Source organism: Pseudoalteromonas sp. MMG033, assembly GCF_057197785.1.
Window position 1 is genome coordinate 2690605 of the sequence record NZ_CM170070.1, and the last position, 15829, is coordinate 2706433.

The following is a 15829-nucleotide window of genomic DNA, read 5'->3' on the forward strand; positions in this document are numbered from 1 at the left end:
ATTGATGTTTAGTTACGAGGAAGAATAATTTTCTTCTCTTCGCTTTGACGATAAAGTACTAAAATGTGGCCGATTGATTGCACTTTATGTGCGCCAGTTTCGCGAATAATGGCATCAAAAATAAGTTGCTTGGTTTCTCGGTCATTAGTTGGGACTTTAACTTTGATCAATTCATGGATTTCTAAACATTGTTCAATTTCTAACAATACGCCCTCTGTTAAGCCGTTACCACCAAGTAGAACGACAGGTTTAAGAGGGTGAGCTAACCCTTTAAGGTGCTGCTTTTGTTTATTTGATAAAGTCATATTGGTACAATTTACTAAATTAAGGCTTGAATTCTCGTTATTCTAACGCCATCTAAAGAAGATTACTAATGAGTTACAGTGAATATGGCAAATAAAAAACATTCAGCGAGTTCTAAGCGCTGGTTAAAAGAGCATGTAGATGACCCCTTTGTTCATGAAGCACAAAAGCGTGGTTATCGCTCACGAGCTGTATTTAAGCTTGAAGAGATACAACAACGAGACAAATTAATTCGTCCAGGTATGCATGTCGTGGATTTGGGAGCTGCACCGGGAAGTTGGTCGCAGTATTTAGCTGAGCAAGTTGGTGATAAAGGAGAAGTTATTGCATGTGATATTCTCCCTATGGACTCGTTACCGGGCGTCGCATTCTTACAAGGTGACTTCCGTGAAGAGAGCGTACTTGAGGCGTTGTTAGACCGTATTGGTGGAAAAAATATTGATGTTGTTTTTTCAGACATGGCACCAAATATGAGTGGAAACAATGTGATAGACCAAGCTGGAAGCATGTATTTGGTCGAATTAGCATTGGATATGTGCCACCAAGTACTTAAATCTAATGGTGCTTTTGCAGTCAAAGTTTTCCAAGGTGAAGGATTTGATCAATTTGTACAGGAAGTGCGTAATGCATTTAAAGTTGTAAAGATCCGTAAACCAAAAGCGTCTCGACCAAGGTCACGTGAAGTATATATAGTGGCGACAGGATACAAACTGTAGTACAGTTGAGGTGCATTAAAGATGATTTTAAATAAATTGGATACAAGAGGTTAACCCCTTGAGCGATATGGCGAAGAACTTAATTCTCTGGCTGGTCATTGCAGTAGTGCTTATGACTGTGTTTCAGAGTTTCAATGGTGGCGAGCAAATTGATCGTCAAACAAGTTACACTCAGTTTGTAAAAGAAGTGCGTAGTGGTGCGATTAGAGAAGCAAATATAGATCGTACAGCTGGCACTATTTCAGGGATTAAAAGCAATGGCGAGCGTTTTCAAACGATCATGCCATTATATGATGAAGACCTAATTAATGATTTGCTAAAAAATGATGTAAACGTGAAAGGCGTTGCACCGGAAGAGCAATCGTTCTTGGCGAATGTGTTCATCTCATGGTTCCCAATGCTGCTGTTAATCGGTGTATGGATTTTCTTCATGCGTCAGATGCAAGGCGGTGGCGGTAAAGGCGCAATGTCGTTTGGTAAAAGTAAAGCTCGCTTGATGAGTGAAGACCAAGTCAAGACGACGTTTGCCGATGTAGCAGGTTGTGATGAAGCAAAAGAAGATGTAACAGAGCTTGTTGACTTCTTGCGTGATCCTTCTAAGTTCCAAAAGCTTGGCGGCAATATCCCTAAAGGGGTATTAATGGTAGGCCCTCCTGGTACGGGTAAAACGCTACTTGCTAAGGCTGTTGCCGGTGAAGCAAAAGTACCTTTCTTCACAATTTCTGGTTCAGATTTTGTAGAGATGTTTGTTGGTGTTGGTGCATCGCGTGTTCGAGACATGTTTGAGCAGGCTAAAAAAGCAGCGCCATGTATTATCTTCATCGACGAAATCGACGCAGTTGGTCGTAAGCGTGGTGCCGGTATGGGTGGTGGCCATGACGAGCGTGAGCAAACACTCAACCAAATGCTCGTCGAGATGGATGGTTTTGAAGGTAATGAAGGCATCATCGTGATTGCTGCGACAAACAGACCTGACGTTTTAGACCCTGCTCTATTGAGACCTGGGCGTTTTGACCGTCAAGTTGTTGTAGGACTGCCAGATGTGAGAGGCCGTGAACAAATCCTAAACGTTCACATGCGTAAAGTGCCGCTTGACTCGAATGTTGAAGCGTCATTGATAGCACGTGGTACTCCTGGTTTTTCTGGTGCCGATTTAGCTAACTTAGTTAATGAAGCTGCGTTATTTGCCGCTCGTGGAAACAAGCGTAAGGTCAGCATGGCTGAGTTTGATGCTGCAAAAGATAAGATCATGATGGGTGCAGAGCGCAAGTCGATGGTCATGTCTGAGAAAGAAAAAGAGATGACGGCATATCACGAAGCTGGGCACGCAATTGTTGGACGTTTAGTTCCTGAGCATGATCCAGTTTACAAAGTGTCTATCATACCGCGAGGCCGTGCACTTGGTGTGACCATGTATCTACCTGAGCAAGATCGTGTTAGTCATTCTAAAGAGCATTTAGAATCTATGCTATCTAGCTTATATGGTGGCCGAATTGCAGAAGCGATTATCTATGGCGATGATAAGGTAACAACTGGCGCAAGCAACGATATTGAACGTGCGACTGATATAGCCCGGAAGATGGTAACACAATGGGGTCTTAGCCCTGTCCTAGGTCCACAGATGTACATGGAAGAGCAAGGTGAGATGTACATGGGTGGTGGTAGCTCAAGATTGGCTGGTGTGTCTGATGAGACGGCTAAGTTAATTGATGCTGAAATCAAGAAGTTTGTTACTAACAACTATGATAGAGCTGAGCAAATCCTAAAAGACAATATGGACATACTTCATGCAATGAAAGATGCACTGATGAAGTATGAAACAATTGACGCAGGGCAGATTGACGATCTGATGGAACGCAAAGAAGTGCGTCCACCAAGAGATGCACACGATCGCAAACCAGATCAAGATAGTGGTGTGAATGGTGGTACTTCAGCAACTCAGGCTGAAGAGCCTAGTCAGCAAATTCCACCTCAATCGAATACAGAGCTTGATGATAAGCCTTAATCAAAGGTAAAATAGCACTGTAAGAATTTAGGCCTCGAGCTATCTCGGGGCCTTTTTGTATCTTTTATTTACTTTACACCTGCTTATTTCTAGCTAACTTTATATTTAAGTGAATCTAATCAATAATCTGGAAGGGCTAGTTAAAGTATGCTTAGATACAAATAGCAGGAAGATAACACATGTTTAAACTTTCATTACCCCGAGGTCGCACCTTAGACCTTTCTAGCCCACACATAATGGGTATCGTAAATACAACTCCAGATTCATTTTCTGATGGCGGCAAGAACTATAAAAATGATAGCGCTGTCATAAATTCGTTAGCACTACTTAAAGAGGGCGCAACTATTCTTGATATTGGTGGAGAATCCACCAGGCCAGGCGCATCTGATGTTGCATTAGATGAAGAGCTTGAACGCGTCATCCCTGTTATTGAACGTATAAGAACACAGTCAGATTGTGTTATTTCTATTGATACTAGCAAAGCAGAAGTAATGCGTCAGGCATTGTTGGCTGGCGCAGATATTATTAATGATGTTCGCGCTTTACGCGAAGAAGGGTGCTTATCAGTCGCTGCGCAATTTCCAGATGCACCCATTTGCTTGATGCATATGCAGGGGCAGCCCAGAACAATGCAGCAAGCACCTAAGTACGAACATCTCATAAATGACATTAAAGATTTTTTTCATACACGTATTGCGGTGTGTGAGAAGGCTGGGATTGAGCGTTCTAGATTGATCCTCGATCCAGGTTTTGGCTTTGGGAAATCACTTGAGCATAACTTTGAATTACTTGGACAGTTTCATCAGTTTACAGATTTTAACTTGCCTGTTTTGGCGGGGTTGTCACGTAAATCAATGTTTGGAAATTTATTAAATCGGGATACAAGTGAGCGCTTGCCAGCAAGTTTAGCTGGTGCTTTATTGTGCGCGCAGCAAGGCGCGCACATTCTTCGCGTTCACGATGTAAAAGAAACCAATGATGTGCTGCGGGTGTGGTCTGCAGCAATGCATGGAGTAACTAAATGACAACGAGAAAGTATTTTGGTACAGATGGTGTGAGAGGGCTTGTAGGTGAGTTCCCTATTACACCAGAATTTGCCTTAAAGTTAGGTTGGGCTGCAGGTAAAGTTTTATCTAAGTCAGGCACGAAAAAAGTGATCATCGGTAAAGATACGAGAATTTCGGGCTATTTACTAGAAACCTCTCTTGAAGCTGGCTTAATTGCAGCTGGTATTGATGTGGTTTTACTTGGCCCGATGCCAACACCAGCCGTTGCGTATTTAACGCAAACATTCAGAGCTGAGGCTGGTATTGTCATCAGTGCATCGCATAATCCTTATCATGACAATGGAATCAAATTTTTTGGCGGCAATGGTAAGAAATTAGATGATGCTGTAGAGCTTGAAATAGAAGCTATGCTTGACGAACCGATGACGTGCGTACCTTCTGAACAACTTGGTAAGGCACGTCGCTTGGATAGTGCAAGTGGTAGATACATTGAGTTTTGTAAAAGTCAGTTCCCTAAAGAGTACTCTTTAGAAGGGTTAAAAATTGTCTTAGATTGTGCTAACGGCGCTACGTATCACATAGCGCCTTCCGTTATGCAAGAACTTGGTGCAGAAGTTATCGCGACAGCATGTGAACCTGACGGTACAAATATTAATGCGCAGTGTGGTGCAACACATGTAGATGCGCTTAAACGTCAGGTGCTCGAACACAAAGCTGATGTGGGCATTGCATATGATGGTGATGGCGATCGTGTGATGATGGTTGATCATAATGGTCGTGTTTTTGATGGCGACGACATTGTCTACATTGCTGCACTGCAAGCCAAGTTTAACGATACGCTTAAGGGTGGAGTTGTTGGGACTGTTATGTCAAACATGGGTCTAGAAAACGCCCTTAAAGCACAAGACATTCCTTTCTTACGCAGTAAAGTGGGTGACCGCTACGTGTTAGAGCTACTTATTCAAGAAGGCTGGAACATTGGTGGGGAAAGCTCTGGTCACGTTTTGAATCTTGATTTAATCGCTACAGGTGATGGCATCATTTCTAGCTTGCAAGTGCTTGCTGCAATGGTTGCTCAGAATAAAACGTTGAAGGACTTAGGCGCCGGTTTTACTAAGTATCCAATGAATATGATCAATGTACGTTATGCAAAGGGCACTGATCCTGTTAGTAATGAAGCGGTACAAGCCGCAGTAAAAGATGTAGAAGCTAAACTTGATGGTAAGGGAAGAGTACTTCTCCGTAAGTCAGGTACAGAGCCTGTAGTACGTGTCATGGTCGAGGCTGAGCAAGAGAAGCAAGTGATGGACTTCTCTCAGCAAATTGCAGAAGTTGTTGAATCTGTAAGCAATTAAACCACAAAATTAAAATTTTTCTTGTAACTTTGGGTGAGTAGCGTTAGTATCTCACCCGCTTTCTGACGCGGAGTATCGGATGTTGAAAAGAAAGCCTATGGTGGCAGGTAATTGGAAAATGAATGGTTCTCTTGAACTTGTTCAGTCAATTACAAGCGCAGTTAAAAACGTCAAAAATCAAGATGTTGAAATTGTTGTTATTCCACCTACTGCACTATTAAGTAACGTTGTTGCGTCAGGCGTAGTCGCCGGTGTGCAGACTGTTTCAGAGCATGACAAAGGTGCTTTTACTGGAGAAGTTCAAGCTTCTTTAGTTAAGTCACTTGGCGCGAAGTATACGCTAGTTGGTCATTCTGAAAGAAGAAGTATTTTTGGTGAGTCTAATGAAGATGTAGCCAACAAGTTTGCTCAAGCTCAGGTAAATGAGTTAACACCAATATTATGTGTTGGTGAAACAGAAGGCCAAAGAGAGCAAGGGCAGACTGAAGAAGTTGTTGCAGCGCAAATAATTGCTGTAATAGACAAATTAGGTATAGCATCACTGGCTAAGTCTGTGATAGCATACGAGCCTGTTTGGGCTATCGGGACTGGTAAAACGGCCACCCCAGAGCAAGCTCAAGCAGTACACAAGTTTATAAGAGATTTGGTGTCAAAATATGACGCTGAAGTTTCACAAACGCTACAGATACTATATGGTGGTAGCGTTAATGAAAGTAATAGTGAATTATTGTTCGCACAAGCAGATATTGATGGCGGTTTAATTGGAGGCGCAAGCCTTAAACCTGATTCATTTACATCTATCTGCGAGAGTGCAAAAGGATAAGTAAATGTACGAAATTCTTTTGGTTGTCTACTTAGTCGTTGCTTTAGCGTTAGTTGGAATGATTTTGATTCAACAAGGTAAAGGTGCCGACATGGGCTCTTCATTTGGAGCAGGTGCTTCAGCAACCGTTTTCGGTTCGTCTGGTGCAGGCAACTTTATGACAAAAACTACGACAGTACTTGCAACCGTGTTTTTCGTGTTAAGTATTGCGCTAGGTAACCTTACTGCAGGTCAGATAAAACAAACTGATCAGTGGGAAAACCTAGAAGCTCCTGCGGCAGTCACTGTCCCAGCAGCAACGGACGTACCAGCTTCTAACGAAGACTCGGACGTACCAAACTAAAAAAGATTTGCGAATGTGGTGGAATTGGTAGACACGCCATCTTGAGGGGGTGGTGAGCTATGCTCGTGGGGGTTCAAGTCCCCCCATTCGCACCAAATATTAAACCCGTAGCTTATGCTGCGGGTTTTTTGTTTTTTATCATCCAGCTTGGTGCTCTCATTTGCTTGCAGTTTATTTCTGTCTTACGCTTTCAAATTATCACCCGTCAGTGTTTCTAAAAGAGTGTTGAATTTCTAATTCACTTGTAAACAGTTGGTTTTTAAATGGTAGTAAATTTGCTTATTAATTTATTTATGAAGTTTTTATTTCGTTTTATACATTAAATGAGTATAATGGCCTTCCAGAGGAAAGAGGTGCGTATTACGCATCTTTTTTTATGTCTGTTTTTTATGCAGATATGAGCGAGCAGCCTCCCTCAGGCTGAACACACACGGCGATTCCTTTGGAGATTTTATGACAACAGTTTTACCACGCGTTGGTCTATCTGCGCTAAGCGCTGCAATTTTAACAGCAGTGAGCTTACCTTCCTTTGCAGCTGAAGAAACTCAGGCTAAAAATACGACCTTTGAAAAAATAGAGGTAACAGCACGTAAACGTACTGAAAGCCTGTTTGAAACACCAACAGCGATCACCTCGATTGGCTCGGATGCCATTGAAAAAGGCAACATGAGTAATCTAGATGATATTGGTAAATTTGTTCCTAACCTAAATATTACCCGTTACGGCGTGGGTAATGCTGCCCATGCATCCGTATTTATCCGCGGTATTGGTCTTCAAGACCACGTAATTACGACAGATCCAGGCGTGGGTGTATATGTTGACGGTGTGTACTTAGGCCGCCAAATGGGGTCTAACTTATCTTTGCCGAATATTGAACGTGTTGAAGTCCTACGCGGGCCTCAAGGTACTTTGTATGGTCGTAATACGCTGGGTGGCGCGGTAAATATCATTACGAAAAAGCCGGGTAGTGAAGACATCGTGCGCGTTGAGTCAAAAGTAGGCTCTCGTGGCAGACTTGGTGGTGATATTTATACCAACCAAATGATTAATGATGAGTGGAGCTTTGCAGCCAATGCCTCTTATAAAGAGCGTGATGGTGTTGGTCATGCTGTTAATCTAGCAAACCCTGAAAAAGAAATCGGTGAAGAACAAGAAATGAGTGGCCGTTTAGCTGTTAAGTGGCAGCCTAGCAGTGACTTTAGTCTGAATGTTGCCCTTGATGCGGTAGACAATGAATCCGGCCAATCACCTTATACTATTGAAGTAACAGGTGGCCTTGATCCAAATGACCCGAATAATGGTGACTTTCCGTTGTTAAAGGAAAGTATGTTACCTGAGAACCCTGATGACTTAGGTTCAACGGTAGCAGGTATTGAAAGCACAGATTACTCAGGCTGGGGCGCTTCAGTCATTGCTGATTGGCAAGTGAATGACGAATATGCGGTTAAATTTATCACCAGTAAGCGTAGCTCAGATTATACGGGTGGTCTTGATGATGATGGTACACCACTGCATTTATCTGAATTCCCTGAAGAAGGCGGTGCTGATCAGTTCTCAGTTGAATTTCAGTTAAATGGTACATTTGATTCTTGGGACTTTGTATCTGGCTTGTACTACTTCAATGAAGATGGTTTCACAGCGTCGGCACCTTATGTTTATAGTCCGTTCAATACACCTTCAGCACCGGGCTCGTTTCGTATTGAGCAAGAAACGGATTCTTATGCCGCTTATTTTAATGCAAGCTTTGATATTACTGAGCGATTAAGCTTAGGTGGTGGCTTAAGATATTCAGAGGACTCTAAAGAGGCAAAAGCTGACTTTACGTACTTTGCAAAAAACGCAGAAGCTGAATTTGATGAAGTAACTTGGGACGTGAATGCGGCATATCAACTAAATCGTGATATGAACGTATACGCACAAATTCAAAAGGGTTATCAAAGTGGTGGCTTCCCGCCGCGTCCATTTGGTGGTGCTGATGCCTTTGTCTCATTTGATGAGACTAAGGCACTTAACTACGAGGTTGGTTTTAAAGGTCAAGTGCATGACCGTGTGTCTATGATGGTTGCTCTGTTTGTTACAGATTACACAGACTTGGCATTGCCATTTAACGATCCGTCAAATGGGTTCAACACATATATTGAAAATGCGGGAGAGTCACGCGCGCAAGGTATTGAGCTAGAGACAACTGTTGCAGTAACAGATGATTTCAGTATCCGCAGTTCAGTGGGTTATCTTGACTCAGAAATTACACACGTTGATGATGGTGTTCAAGGTATCACAGTAGGTAACGCACCTGCATTGACACCACGTTGGACGGTTATGGTGGCGCCGTCTTATTTTATGGACCTAGATTCAGGTGCAACCGTGGCTGTTAACGCTAGTTACTCTTACCGCTCAGACATGCAAGGTCAATCAGTGAATAATCCAAATGAATTCATTGAGTCTCGCGAGCTGTTTGGGTTTAATATCTCGTATACCAATAGCGAAGGCGATACAGAAGTGACCTTATACGGTGAAAACGTATTCAACGAAGTATATGATGTTGGTCGTTTACAACAAGCTGGCTTTGTTGGCGTCATGCGCAGCAATGACCGCAGCGAGTTTGGCCTTAAATTTAGAAAAGACTTTTGGCTAGATTAAGCAACTCAGAAAAGGCCAGCTTCTGCTGGCCTTTTGCTGTTTGGGCAAAAGTGCAGTGTTACTCCTTATTTGTTCAATGGCATTGAATAATCAATGACAGTCCTCTTATATTCCCCTAAACTCTGACTTATATTCAGCTTCTTCAGTAGATTTAATGCAGTTTACAGTTCATACATTATCGCGACTCATGGATGGGATCAGTGCCATGTCAATTTCCACCAAAGGCATCGTGATTGAAACTAAATCGGTAAAAAAACTGTACACATGGCAAATTCAATCTCAGCCTCCAGCTATTTTGCTTGGTAAAATCACACCTAAAATTCAAGTTTTTACGCCAGAGTCTAACTTTAAAGTACGGATCCAAGGATGTGATTTAGAGGCTGCACAATTTGAATTACAAAAGCTCTGGTTAAGCTCTCACGTTAATAAGTTGGCGCAAAGCATAGCTAAACTAGAGTCGTTATTGGAAAAACGGTATCTGTCTCACAGCTTATTGCTTACAGCGCAAAAAATGACCTCAGAGTTGGCAGGTTACTGGTTAAATTGGTCGCTAGACAAACGTTTTGAAAGGCATCTCGCTCAAACCCGATTCACTTTAGAAGAAGTACACACATGGCAGCAGCAAGATATCGATGAGTTTAGAGAAGCCTATATTAAAAAGCAGCTGCTTGATTATGAAGCCTACTTTGATTCAGTTGCGTCCAAGCCATTGACCATAGCTCAGCGTAGAGCGTGTGTGGTTGTTGATGAAAGACAATTGTTGCTCGCGGGTGCTGGTACGGGAAAAACCAGTGTGATGATCGCAAAAGTGGGTTATTTACTGAACGCTAAACTGGCAAACAGCGAGCAAATTTTAATGCTTGCTTATGGCAAAGATGCTGCAGATGAAATGCAACAGAGGCTTAAAAACGCAAATTTTGATGCCACTTGCCGCACTTTTCACAGTCTAGGGACGTATATTTTAGGCCAAGTGGAAGGAAAGCCGCCGATTCTTTCTCAATTATGTCATCACGATAAAAAGAAGCAGCAATTTATCCACGATGCATTGGTGTCTCTTTGCCAAGACCGCGCTTATAAGCAACGATTACTGCAGTTATTGATGGTGCATTTTGGATATAAACCAGATGAAAGGGAGCTGGACTTTTCTGCAAGCTCTGTGGCGCGATTGGTTAAGCAGTTTAGTGATCTTATAAGTTTGTATAAGCAGGCCGCTAGCCTTGGCAGTATACAAAATTTAGAAACAGAATTTGAAGATTTACTCAGTGTATTTCGCCCTGTCATCACGGAATATCAACTGTATCTTAATAATGAACAGACGATTGATTATGATGACATGATTAATCGTGCAACTAAATATGTCAAAGAGGGGCGTTTCAAGAGTCCTTGGGTGCATATCTTGGTCGATGAATTTCAGGATATTTCTTTAGTCAGGGCTGAGTTGATCAAGGCGTTGTTGGCACAGCATACACGAAGTCATTTATTTGCCGTTGGAGATGACTGGCAGTCGATTTATCGTTTCAATGGTGCAGATCTTAGGCTTACTACAAATTTTACACATCACTTTGGTGCCTCTACAGTCATGCAACTGGATAAAACGTTCCGCTACGGTCAAGATTTACTCGATTTGGCCAGTCATTTTGTGTGCCAAAACCCGCAGCAAATTGTTAAACAAGTCCGTGCGCAGAGTGTTCCCGATGTGCCTTCTGTGGTGATCACACCAGAAATGTCGGTGAATGCTTACACCCTAGTGATTAAGCAAATAGCCATGCGACATTCGGGGCATACATCGGTCATGATCCTTGCGCGCTACCATAAGCAGCTTCCTTCTAAAGAAGCGCTTATGTTGTTAAATGATCAGTATGCACAGCTTGATATTATTGCCATGACATTTCATGCGGCGAAGGGTAAAGAAGCTGACTTTACCATTCTAACTGGGTTAGATAAAAACTCTGTACCAGCATTGCGCCAAAACGACCGAATTATTGATGCATTTCTTCCCCCACTAGAGGCCTACCCAAATGCTGAAGAGCGTCGTTTATTTTATGTGGCTTTAACCCGTGCAAAACGTCAAGCTTATATCATGTCTCCTAGTGAGCCGAGCATTTTTATTAAAGAGCTGGAATCCTAATCTTATAGCTTCATTTAAAATACAAAATGGCTAAGTTTATAGAGTCTATATTGATTCGGTGTAATCGATATCAAGTTTAACGTCTAAAATCAGGCCCTATATCCCAGATGCTTAATGAGATAAAACACGCAGTAAATAAGCCCTAGGGAAGATAAACCATTTCATGAACTCTATTTTATCAATAGTGTGATTAAAGCTAAGGTGATACGCCATAAGTAAGCTGCAAAAGACAGCTTTAGTATAGTTGAACAATGCGATTTCAAGCCAATTTCAATATTATTCTAACAAAAGCAAACTGTTTGATTGTTTTTTGCACGTCTAGGCGATAAAAATTGATTAGTTAATAAATTTAATTAAAAAACAATGAAGACAATCGCAGCTTTTTTAGATGCAAAAATCTCTGTCAAATACGTGTTGGCTCTGCTGTTAGGTGTATACCTTACTGACTTTTCAGTTAAAAGTGACAGTGTTAGCACTATACCGCAGAAGAAGCATGATCAAGAACATGTACTTAGTAATCCTCTCGACGAGCATACTTTAGAGACTGAAACAGAAGCAGCGGAAGAGTTCAAGTTCGTTGCGGACTCAACAGATGTGTTCACGTCAGCCAATTTAGTAGATATAGGAAAACAACATCCTTATCAGGATATGACCCCAAGCGCAGATGCGCCAGAGCAGCTCACAATTATGCAGTTGGAGGCAGAGCTTGCGATAAAAGATTTTGAGCTATATATGCAAGCCTTACAAAACCAAGGTGGTAAGCGAGTCAGTGCAGCTGAGCGCTTCTCTGATGAGCCGATAGATCATCAGTGGGCTCAACGACAAGAGCAAAAATATGGTGAGTTGTTCACTGAAGATGCGTTAAGTATTTACCCATTTGAGCATACCCAATGTCGCAGCAACCAGTGTGCAACTAAGGTATTTTTGCAAAGCGATGATGAGATACATGCGTTATCTGAAGATTTAAATTCAGTCTTGGATAAACAGTCTCAAGGGCGCGGCGCGTTGCCTGTGATGATTGAACGAGACCCAGACTCAGATCATTTTACTGTGTATATAGCAAGAACAATGAAGGGGTTTAATTTATCTGGTTCTAATTAATGATAATTGCAAAAGAAAAATAAGAGGTAATGAACTGGTACCTGTATTCAAGTAAGTTTATAAACCATAGGTATAAATATAGGACTTATGGCCAACATTCATCTTAAGGAGAAAAATATGTATAAGGTTTTAAAAAGCACCGCATTGGCGGCTTTATTGGTCGCTTCAGGCCAAGCGCTGGCTTGGACTTCAAATGACCCAAGTTTTAATGATAACTGTAGCTGGCAAGTAACTAGAACGCACAGCGCTCCGGGATTTTATGGTGTTGAATATAAAGCCATTGGTTCATGTAAATATCGAAATAAATTTATGAACTATAGACATCAAATGATCCATTATTGGTAATTTAAAAAACCGCGATAATCGCGGTTTTTTTATAACTTTAAGCTGCGTACTGATTAAGTACGTAGCTTAAAGTACGATTTTATTCAGGAAAGATTTCACATGGCCTGCCAGGACCTCTTTGTGTCCAGCAAACACCGTTCGAATTGCATATGTCAGTCGGTTGGATAGTACCTCCACCTATTTGAGGCGTTGCTGCTTTTGGCAATGTATTGATATCTGAGTTGAGTTTTTTAATGCTCTTTTTATTTAATTTTAAGTCCATACTAGTTTCCTTCTATTAATTTAGATTATTTCATGGCTTCGTGCGGGATATAAAGCAAACTTCCATTGGTAAATTATTACCCCAAATACTTTGATAACATATTTATTACAAAGAAATCAAGGGTGATTTTTGTACAAGTAATTACTTACGGGTTTGAAAGAGGTAATGGTACAGAGAGGAAGGTTTGCCGCCAGCAGATAGTACTGGCGACAAAAAACATATTAGAAATTAAATGATGCTTTTGCGTATACAAATCGGCCATCTGTGTTGTACGCAGAAAACGCTGAATATGGGAAAATTTGGTTGAAGTTACTAAAACCAATGTTGCCAACAGTATCTTGTGGGTATTGGTCAAATAAGTTATTCGCGCCAATAGCAACACGCCATTGCTGGGTCATTTGATAAGCGACTTCTAAATCTGTTATCCATTTTGCATCTAGCACTTCATCTTTTTCTACCGTGCTTGATGAGTCTGTTGTTTCACCATAGCGGGTTGCCTTTAAAATAGCTGTCCAATCTTGGTATTGCCACGTGGCTACGAGATTGAGCTTATCTTTTGGCGTACCATCTTCGAAGCGTGCAATTTCTCTGCGAGCGAAATACTGGTACTCATCACCCAATGCAGCAAGCTCAGCAGGGTTGTCTTTAACATGCGTCACTTCTGTATCGTTAAGATTCAAAGCCGCGCTTAAGCTCAGCTCACCTAAGGCGCTCAAGTCAAAGCTATAAGTTGCTACAATATCAACACCTTGTGTGCGAGAGTCAATGGCATTGGTGAAGTACCTAACGCGCTGTACATTATGCTCACCCGCACTTTTCAAAATGTCTTCAACAGCATCACCGCTTAAGTTCTCTGATAATACGATACGATCATCAATATCAATTCGATATGCATCGACAGTAAAACTGAAAGCATCATAAGTATAAATAAAACCAGCAGTTAAATTAATTGACTCTTCAGCATCGAGTGCTTTTGCACCCAGTGCTTGTGCCGCTGGTGTGTCTACAGGAAATAGGCCCACTTCATTTGGTATGCCATTTTCGAATACAGTACTGACGGACTTATATGTTGATTGCGCAAGTGATGGGGCTCTAAATCCTGTGCTAATCGCACCTCTAAATGACAAGGCGTCATTAAACTCATAACGCGTGGCAAGTTTACCAGTCAATGTAGAGCCAAAATCGCTGTAATCTTCGAAGCGTGCTGCAGCAACAAGGTTCCATTTTGCCGTTACATAGGTATCTAGCTCTGTGAATACAGCAATGTTGTGACGAGATTCATCAACCGCACTGGCTGGTGAAAAGCCGGCCATAACTTGTGCGCCGCCTGCGGCAACAGGGATACCTTGCGCATCTAAAACAGTGAGGTAAGAGGCCTCTTCACCGACTTTAATCTGGTATGACTCATTGCGATATTCAGCACCGACAGTGATGAATACTTCCTCATATAAACCTAAATCAATGCTGTTTTTAGCATCAAAGTTCAGCGTTAATTGATCATAGACTAAGTCACCATTGTCAAAGTCTGTTGGGCTTTGCGCACCCATTGATGTATTTAAGCTGTTAGTGACACCAAAGCTAAATTGGTTACGGCCGTAGTTAATACTACTGTCTAAGTCCCAACCTGCGGTATGAGATGTGATACCCGCTGCAACAGCAAAGTCGTCTACTTGCGTAGTGATCTGTGGTAAAAATCCATTAGGGTATATTTCAACAACGTTTCTGCCATCTTGTGGGCGACGGAAGAAACCACCTGAGTTACCTTCGCGCTCGGAGTAGCTACCAAAAGAGTATAGAGATAATGTATCGCTTAGGTCATATCCTGCGTTGTAAAAGAAAGCGACATCTTCTATATCCGCTTTACCAAACCTGTGGTTATATCGCTCGGCATCAAATTCTCTTGGGTCAAAGTTACCCGCATCGTCTTTGGCATATTGTGCTCGTGGGTCAAATCCAGAGCGATTAGAAGGCGCTTTGTTACGCATCTCAGCACTTAAATGGACAAATCCATTATCACCAAGAGGCAGGCCGATATTGCCACTTAAGGTGCCTGTATTACCGTCGCTGATGCGGCGGTCTTCACCAAGATCAAATGCTAGCTCGCCATCATCACCTTGATATACGCGCTCTAACTGTTTTGCCCCAGCCATTTGAGTGTCATATTTACCATAGGTAAAGTTGAGTGATCCGCCTTCGTCTGCATCTTTTAAGACAATATTAATGACACCAGCAATGGCATCTGAACCATATTGTGCTGCAGCGCCATCTCTCAGTACTTCAATTCGCTTAATTGCCGCAGTTGGGATCATATTTAAATCGACAGCAGAGGAGCCACGGCCCACAGTACCATTTAGATTTAACAAGGCACTTGAGTGACGACGCTTACCATTAACCAGTACGAGGGTGTGATCTGGCGCCAAACCTCTTAAAACAGCTGGACGAGCATGATCTGTGCCATCTGCTAATTGTGAATTAGGGAAGTTAAAGCTAGGAATAAGGGTGGTTAATACTTGGCTTAATTCAAGCTGACCAGAGCTGTTAATTTCATTTAAGCTGATGATATCTACTGGTACCGTGCTTTCAGCTATGCTGCGTAAGCTTCGTCTGGTACCCGTGACTTCGATGACTTCTGGCTTTAGCTCAGGAGACTGGCTTGAGGATGCGTGTGCCTTAAATGTGAAAGCAGGTGCAGAAGCTAATATCAGGCTGACTGACGCTGCCAAGAAGCTTGGTTTTAACATTGTATATCCTAGCGAGTTGATTTCGGTATTCTGAGAAGCTCAATGAATGAGACTAATTCT

Annotated in this window: 13 protein-coding genes and 1 tRNA gene; 11 read left to right on the plus strand and 3 right to left on the minus strand. The window is 42.1% G+C overall.

What is annotated here, in order from left to right:
• Positions 1-8: 8 nt before the first annotated feature.
• Positions 9-305 carry a ribosome assembly RNA-binding protein YhbY gene (gene yhbY / locus AC2CZC_RS11755; protein WP_063360653.1) on the minus strand — a complete coding sequence of 99 codons (297 nt, stop codon included), beginning with the start codon at positions 303-305 and terminating at the stop codon, positions 9-11.
• An 84-nt stretch (positions 306-389) separates the two neighbouring features.
• Between yhbY and rlmE the strand changes: the two genes are divergently transcribed.
• The 11 genes from rlmE to AC2CZC_RS11810 all read left to right on the plus strand — a co-directional run bounded on the left by rlmE (position 390) and on the right by AC2CZC_RS11810 (position 12766).
• Positions 390-1019 carry a 23S rRNA (uridine(2552)-2'-O)-methyltransferase RlmE gene (gene rlmE / locus AC2CZC_RS11760; RefSeq protein ID WP_063360652.1) on the plus strand — a complete coding sequence of 210 codons (630 nt, stop codon included), beginning with the start codon at positions 390-392 and terminating at the stop codon, positions 1017-1019.
• A gap of 67 nt (positions 1020-1086) precedes the next feature.
• Entirely contained in the window at positions 1087-3024 is a 1938-nt protein-coding gene (gene ftsH, locus AC2CZC_RS11765) for an ATP-dependent zinc metalloprotease FtsH (protein ID WP_484581923.1), read from the plus strand.
• Positions 3025-3203: 179 nt separating this feature from the next.
• Complete coding sequence (folP, locus tag AC2CZC_RS11770; RefSeq protein ID WP_484581924.1) at positions 3204-4049, plus strand: dihydropteroate synthase; 846 nt, start codon at positions 3204-3206, stop codon at positions 4047-4049.
• Positions 4046-5386: a phosphoglucosamine mutase gene (glmM, locus tag AC2CZC_RS11775; protein WP_284021938.1), complete on the plus strand. Its 1341-nt coding sequence runs from the start codon at positions 4046-4048 to the stop codon at positions 5384-5386. Before folP ends, glmM begins: the two co-directional genes overlap by 4 nt.
• A gap of 79 nt (positions 5387-5465) precedes the next feature.
• On the plus strand, positions 5466-6209 hold the full coding sequence (gene tpiA, locus AC2CZC_RS11780; protein WP_484581925.1) for a triose-phosphate isomerase: 744 nt from the start codon (positions 5466-5468) through the stop codon (positions 6207-6209).
• 4 nt (positions 6210-6213) lie between these two features.
• Positions 6214-6552 carry a preprotein translocase subunit SecG gene (secG, locus tag AC2CZC_RS11785; RefSeq protein ID WP_063360647.1) on the plus strand — a complete coding sequence of 113 codons (339 nt, stop codon included), beginning with the start codon at positions 6214-6216 and terminating at the stop codon, positions 6550-6552.
• A gap of 9 nt (positions 6553-6561) precedes the next feature.
• Positions 6562-6647, plus strand: a tRNA-Leu gene (locus tag AC2CZC_RS11790).
• Positions 6648-7005: 358 nt separating this feature from the next.
• On the plus strand, positions 7006-9192 hold the full coding sequence (locus AC2CZC_RS11795) for a TonB-dependent receptor (RefSeq protein WP_484581926.1): 2187 nt from the start codon (positions 7006-7008) through the stop codon (positions 9190-9192).
• A gap of 154 nt (positions 9193-9346) precedes the next feature.
• Positions 9347-11320: a UvrD-helicase domain-containing protein gene (locus tag AC2CZC_RS11800; protein ID WP_484581927.1), complete on the plus strand. Its 1974-nt coding sequence runs from the start codon at positions 9347-9349 to the stop codon at positions 11318-11320.
• A 363-nt stretch (positions 11321-11683) separates the two neighbouring features.
• Positions 11684-12421 carry a hypothetical protein gene (locus AC2CZC_RS11805; protein ID WP_484581928.1) on the plus strand — a complete coding sequence of 246 codons (738 nt, stop codon included), beginning with the start codon at positions 11684-11686 and terminating at the stop codon, positions 12419-12421.
• A 117-nt stretch (positions 12422-12538) separates the two neighbouring features.
• A complete protein-coding gene (locus AC2CZC_RS11810) occupies positions 12539-12766 on the plus strand; it encodes a hypothetical protein (RefSeq protein ID WP_039608751.1) in 228 nt (75 codons plus the stop codon).
• Positions 12767-12845: 79 nt separating this feature from the next.
• Here AC2CZC_RS11810 and AC2CZC_RS11815 read toward each other — a convergent pair whose 3' ends face one another.
• Both AC2CZC_RS11815 and AC2CZC_RS11820 read right to left on the minus strand, forming a co-directional pair.
• Entirely contained in the window at positions 12846-13028 is a 183-nt protein-coding gene (locus AC2CZC_RS11815; protein ID WP_484581929.1) for a hypothetical protein, read from the minus strand.
• Between the two features lie 221 nt (positions 13029-13249).
• Positions 13250-15769, minus strand: a complete 2520-nt coding sequence (locus AC2CZC_RS11820) for a TonB-dependent receptor plug domain-containing protein (RefSeq protein ID WP_484581930.1) — start codon at positions 15767-15769, stop codon at positions 13250-13252.
• Positions 15770-15829: the final 60 nt, after the last annotated feature.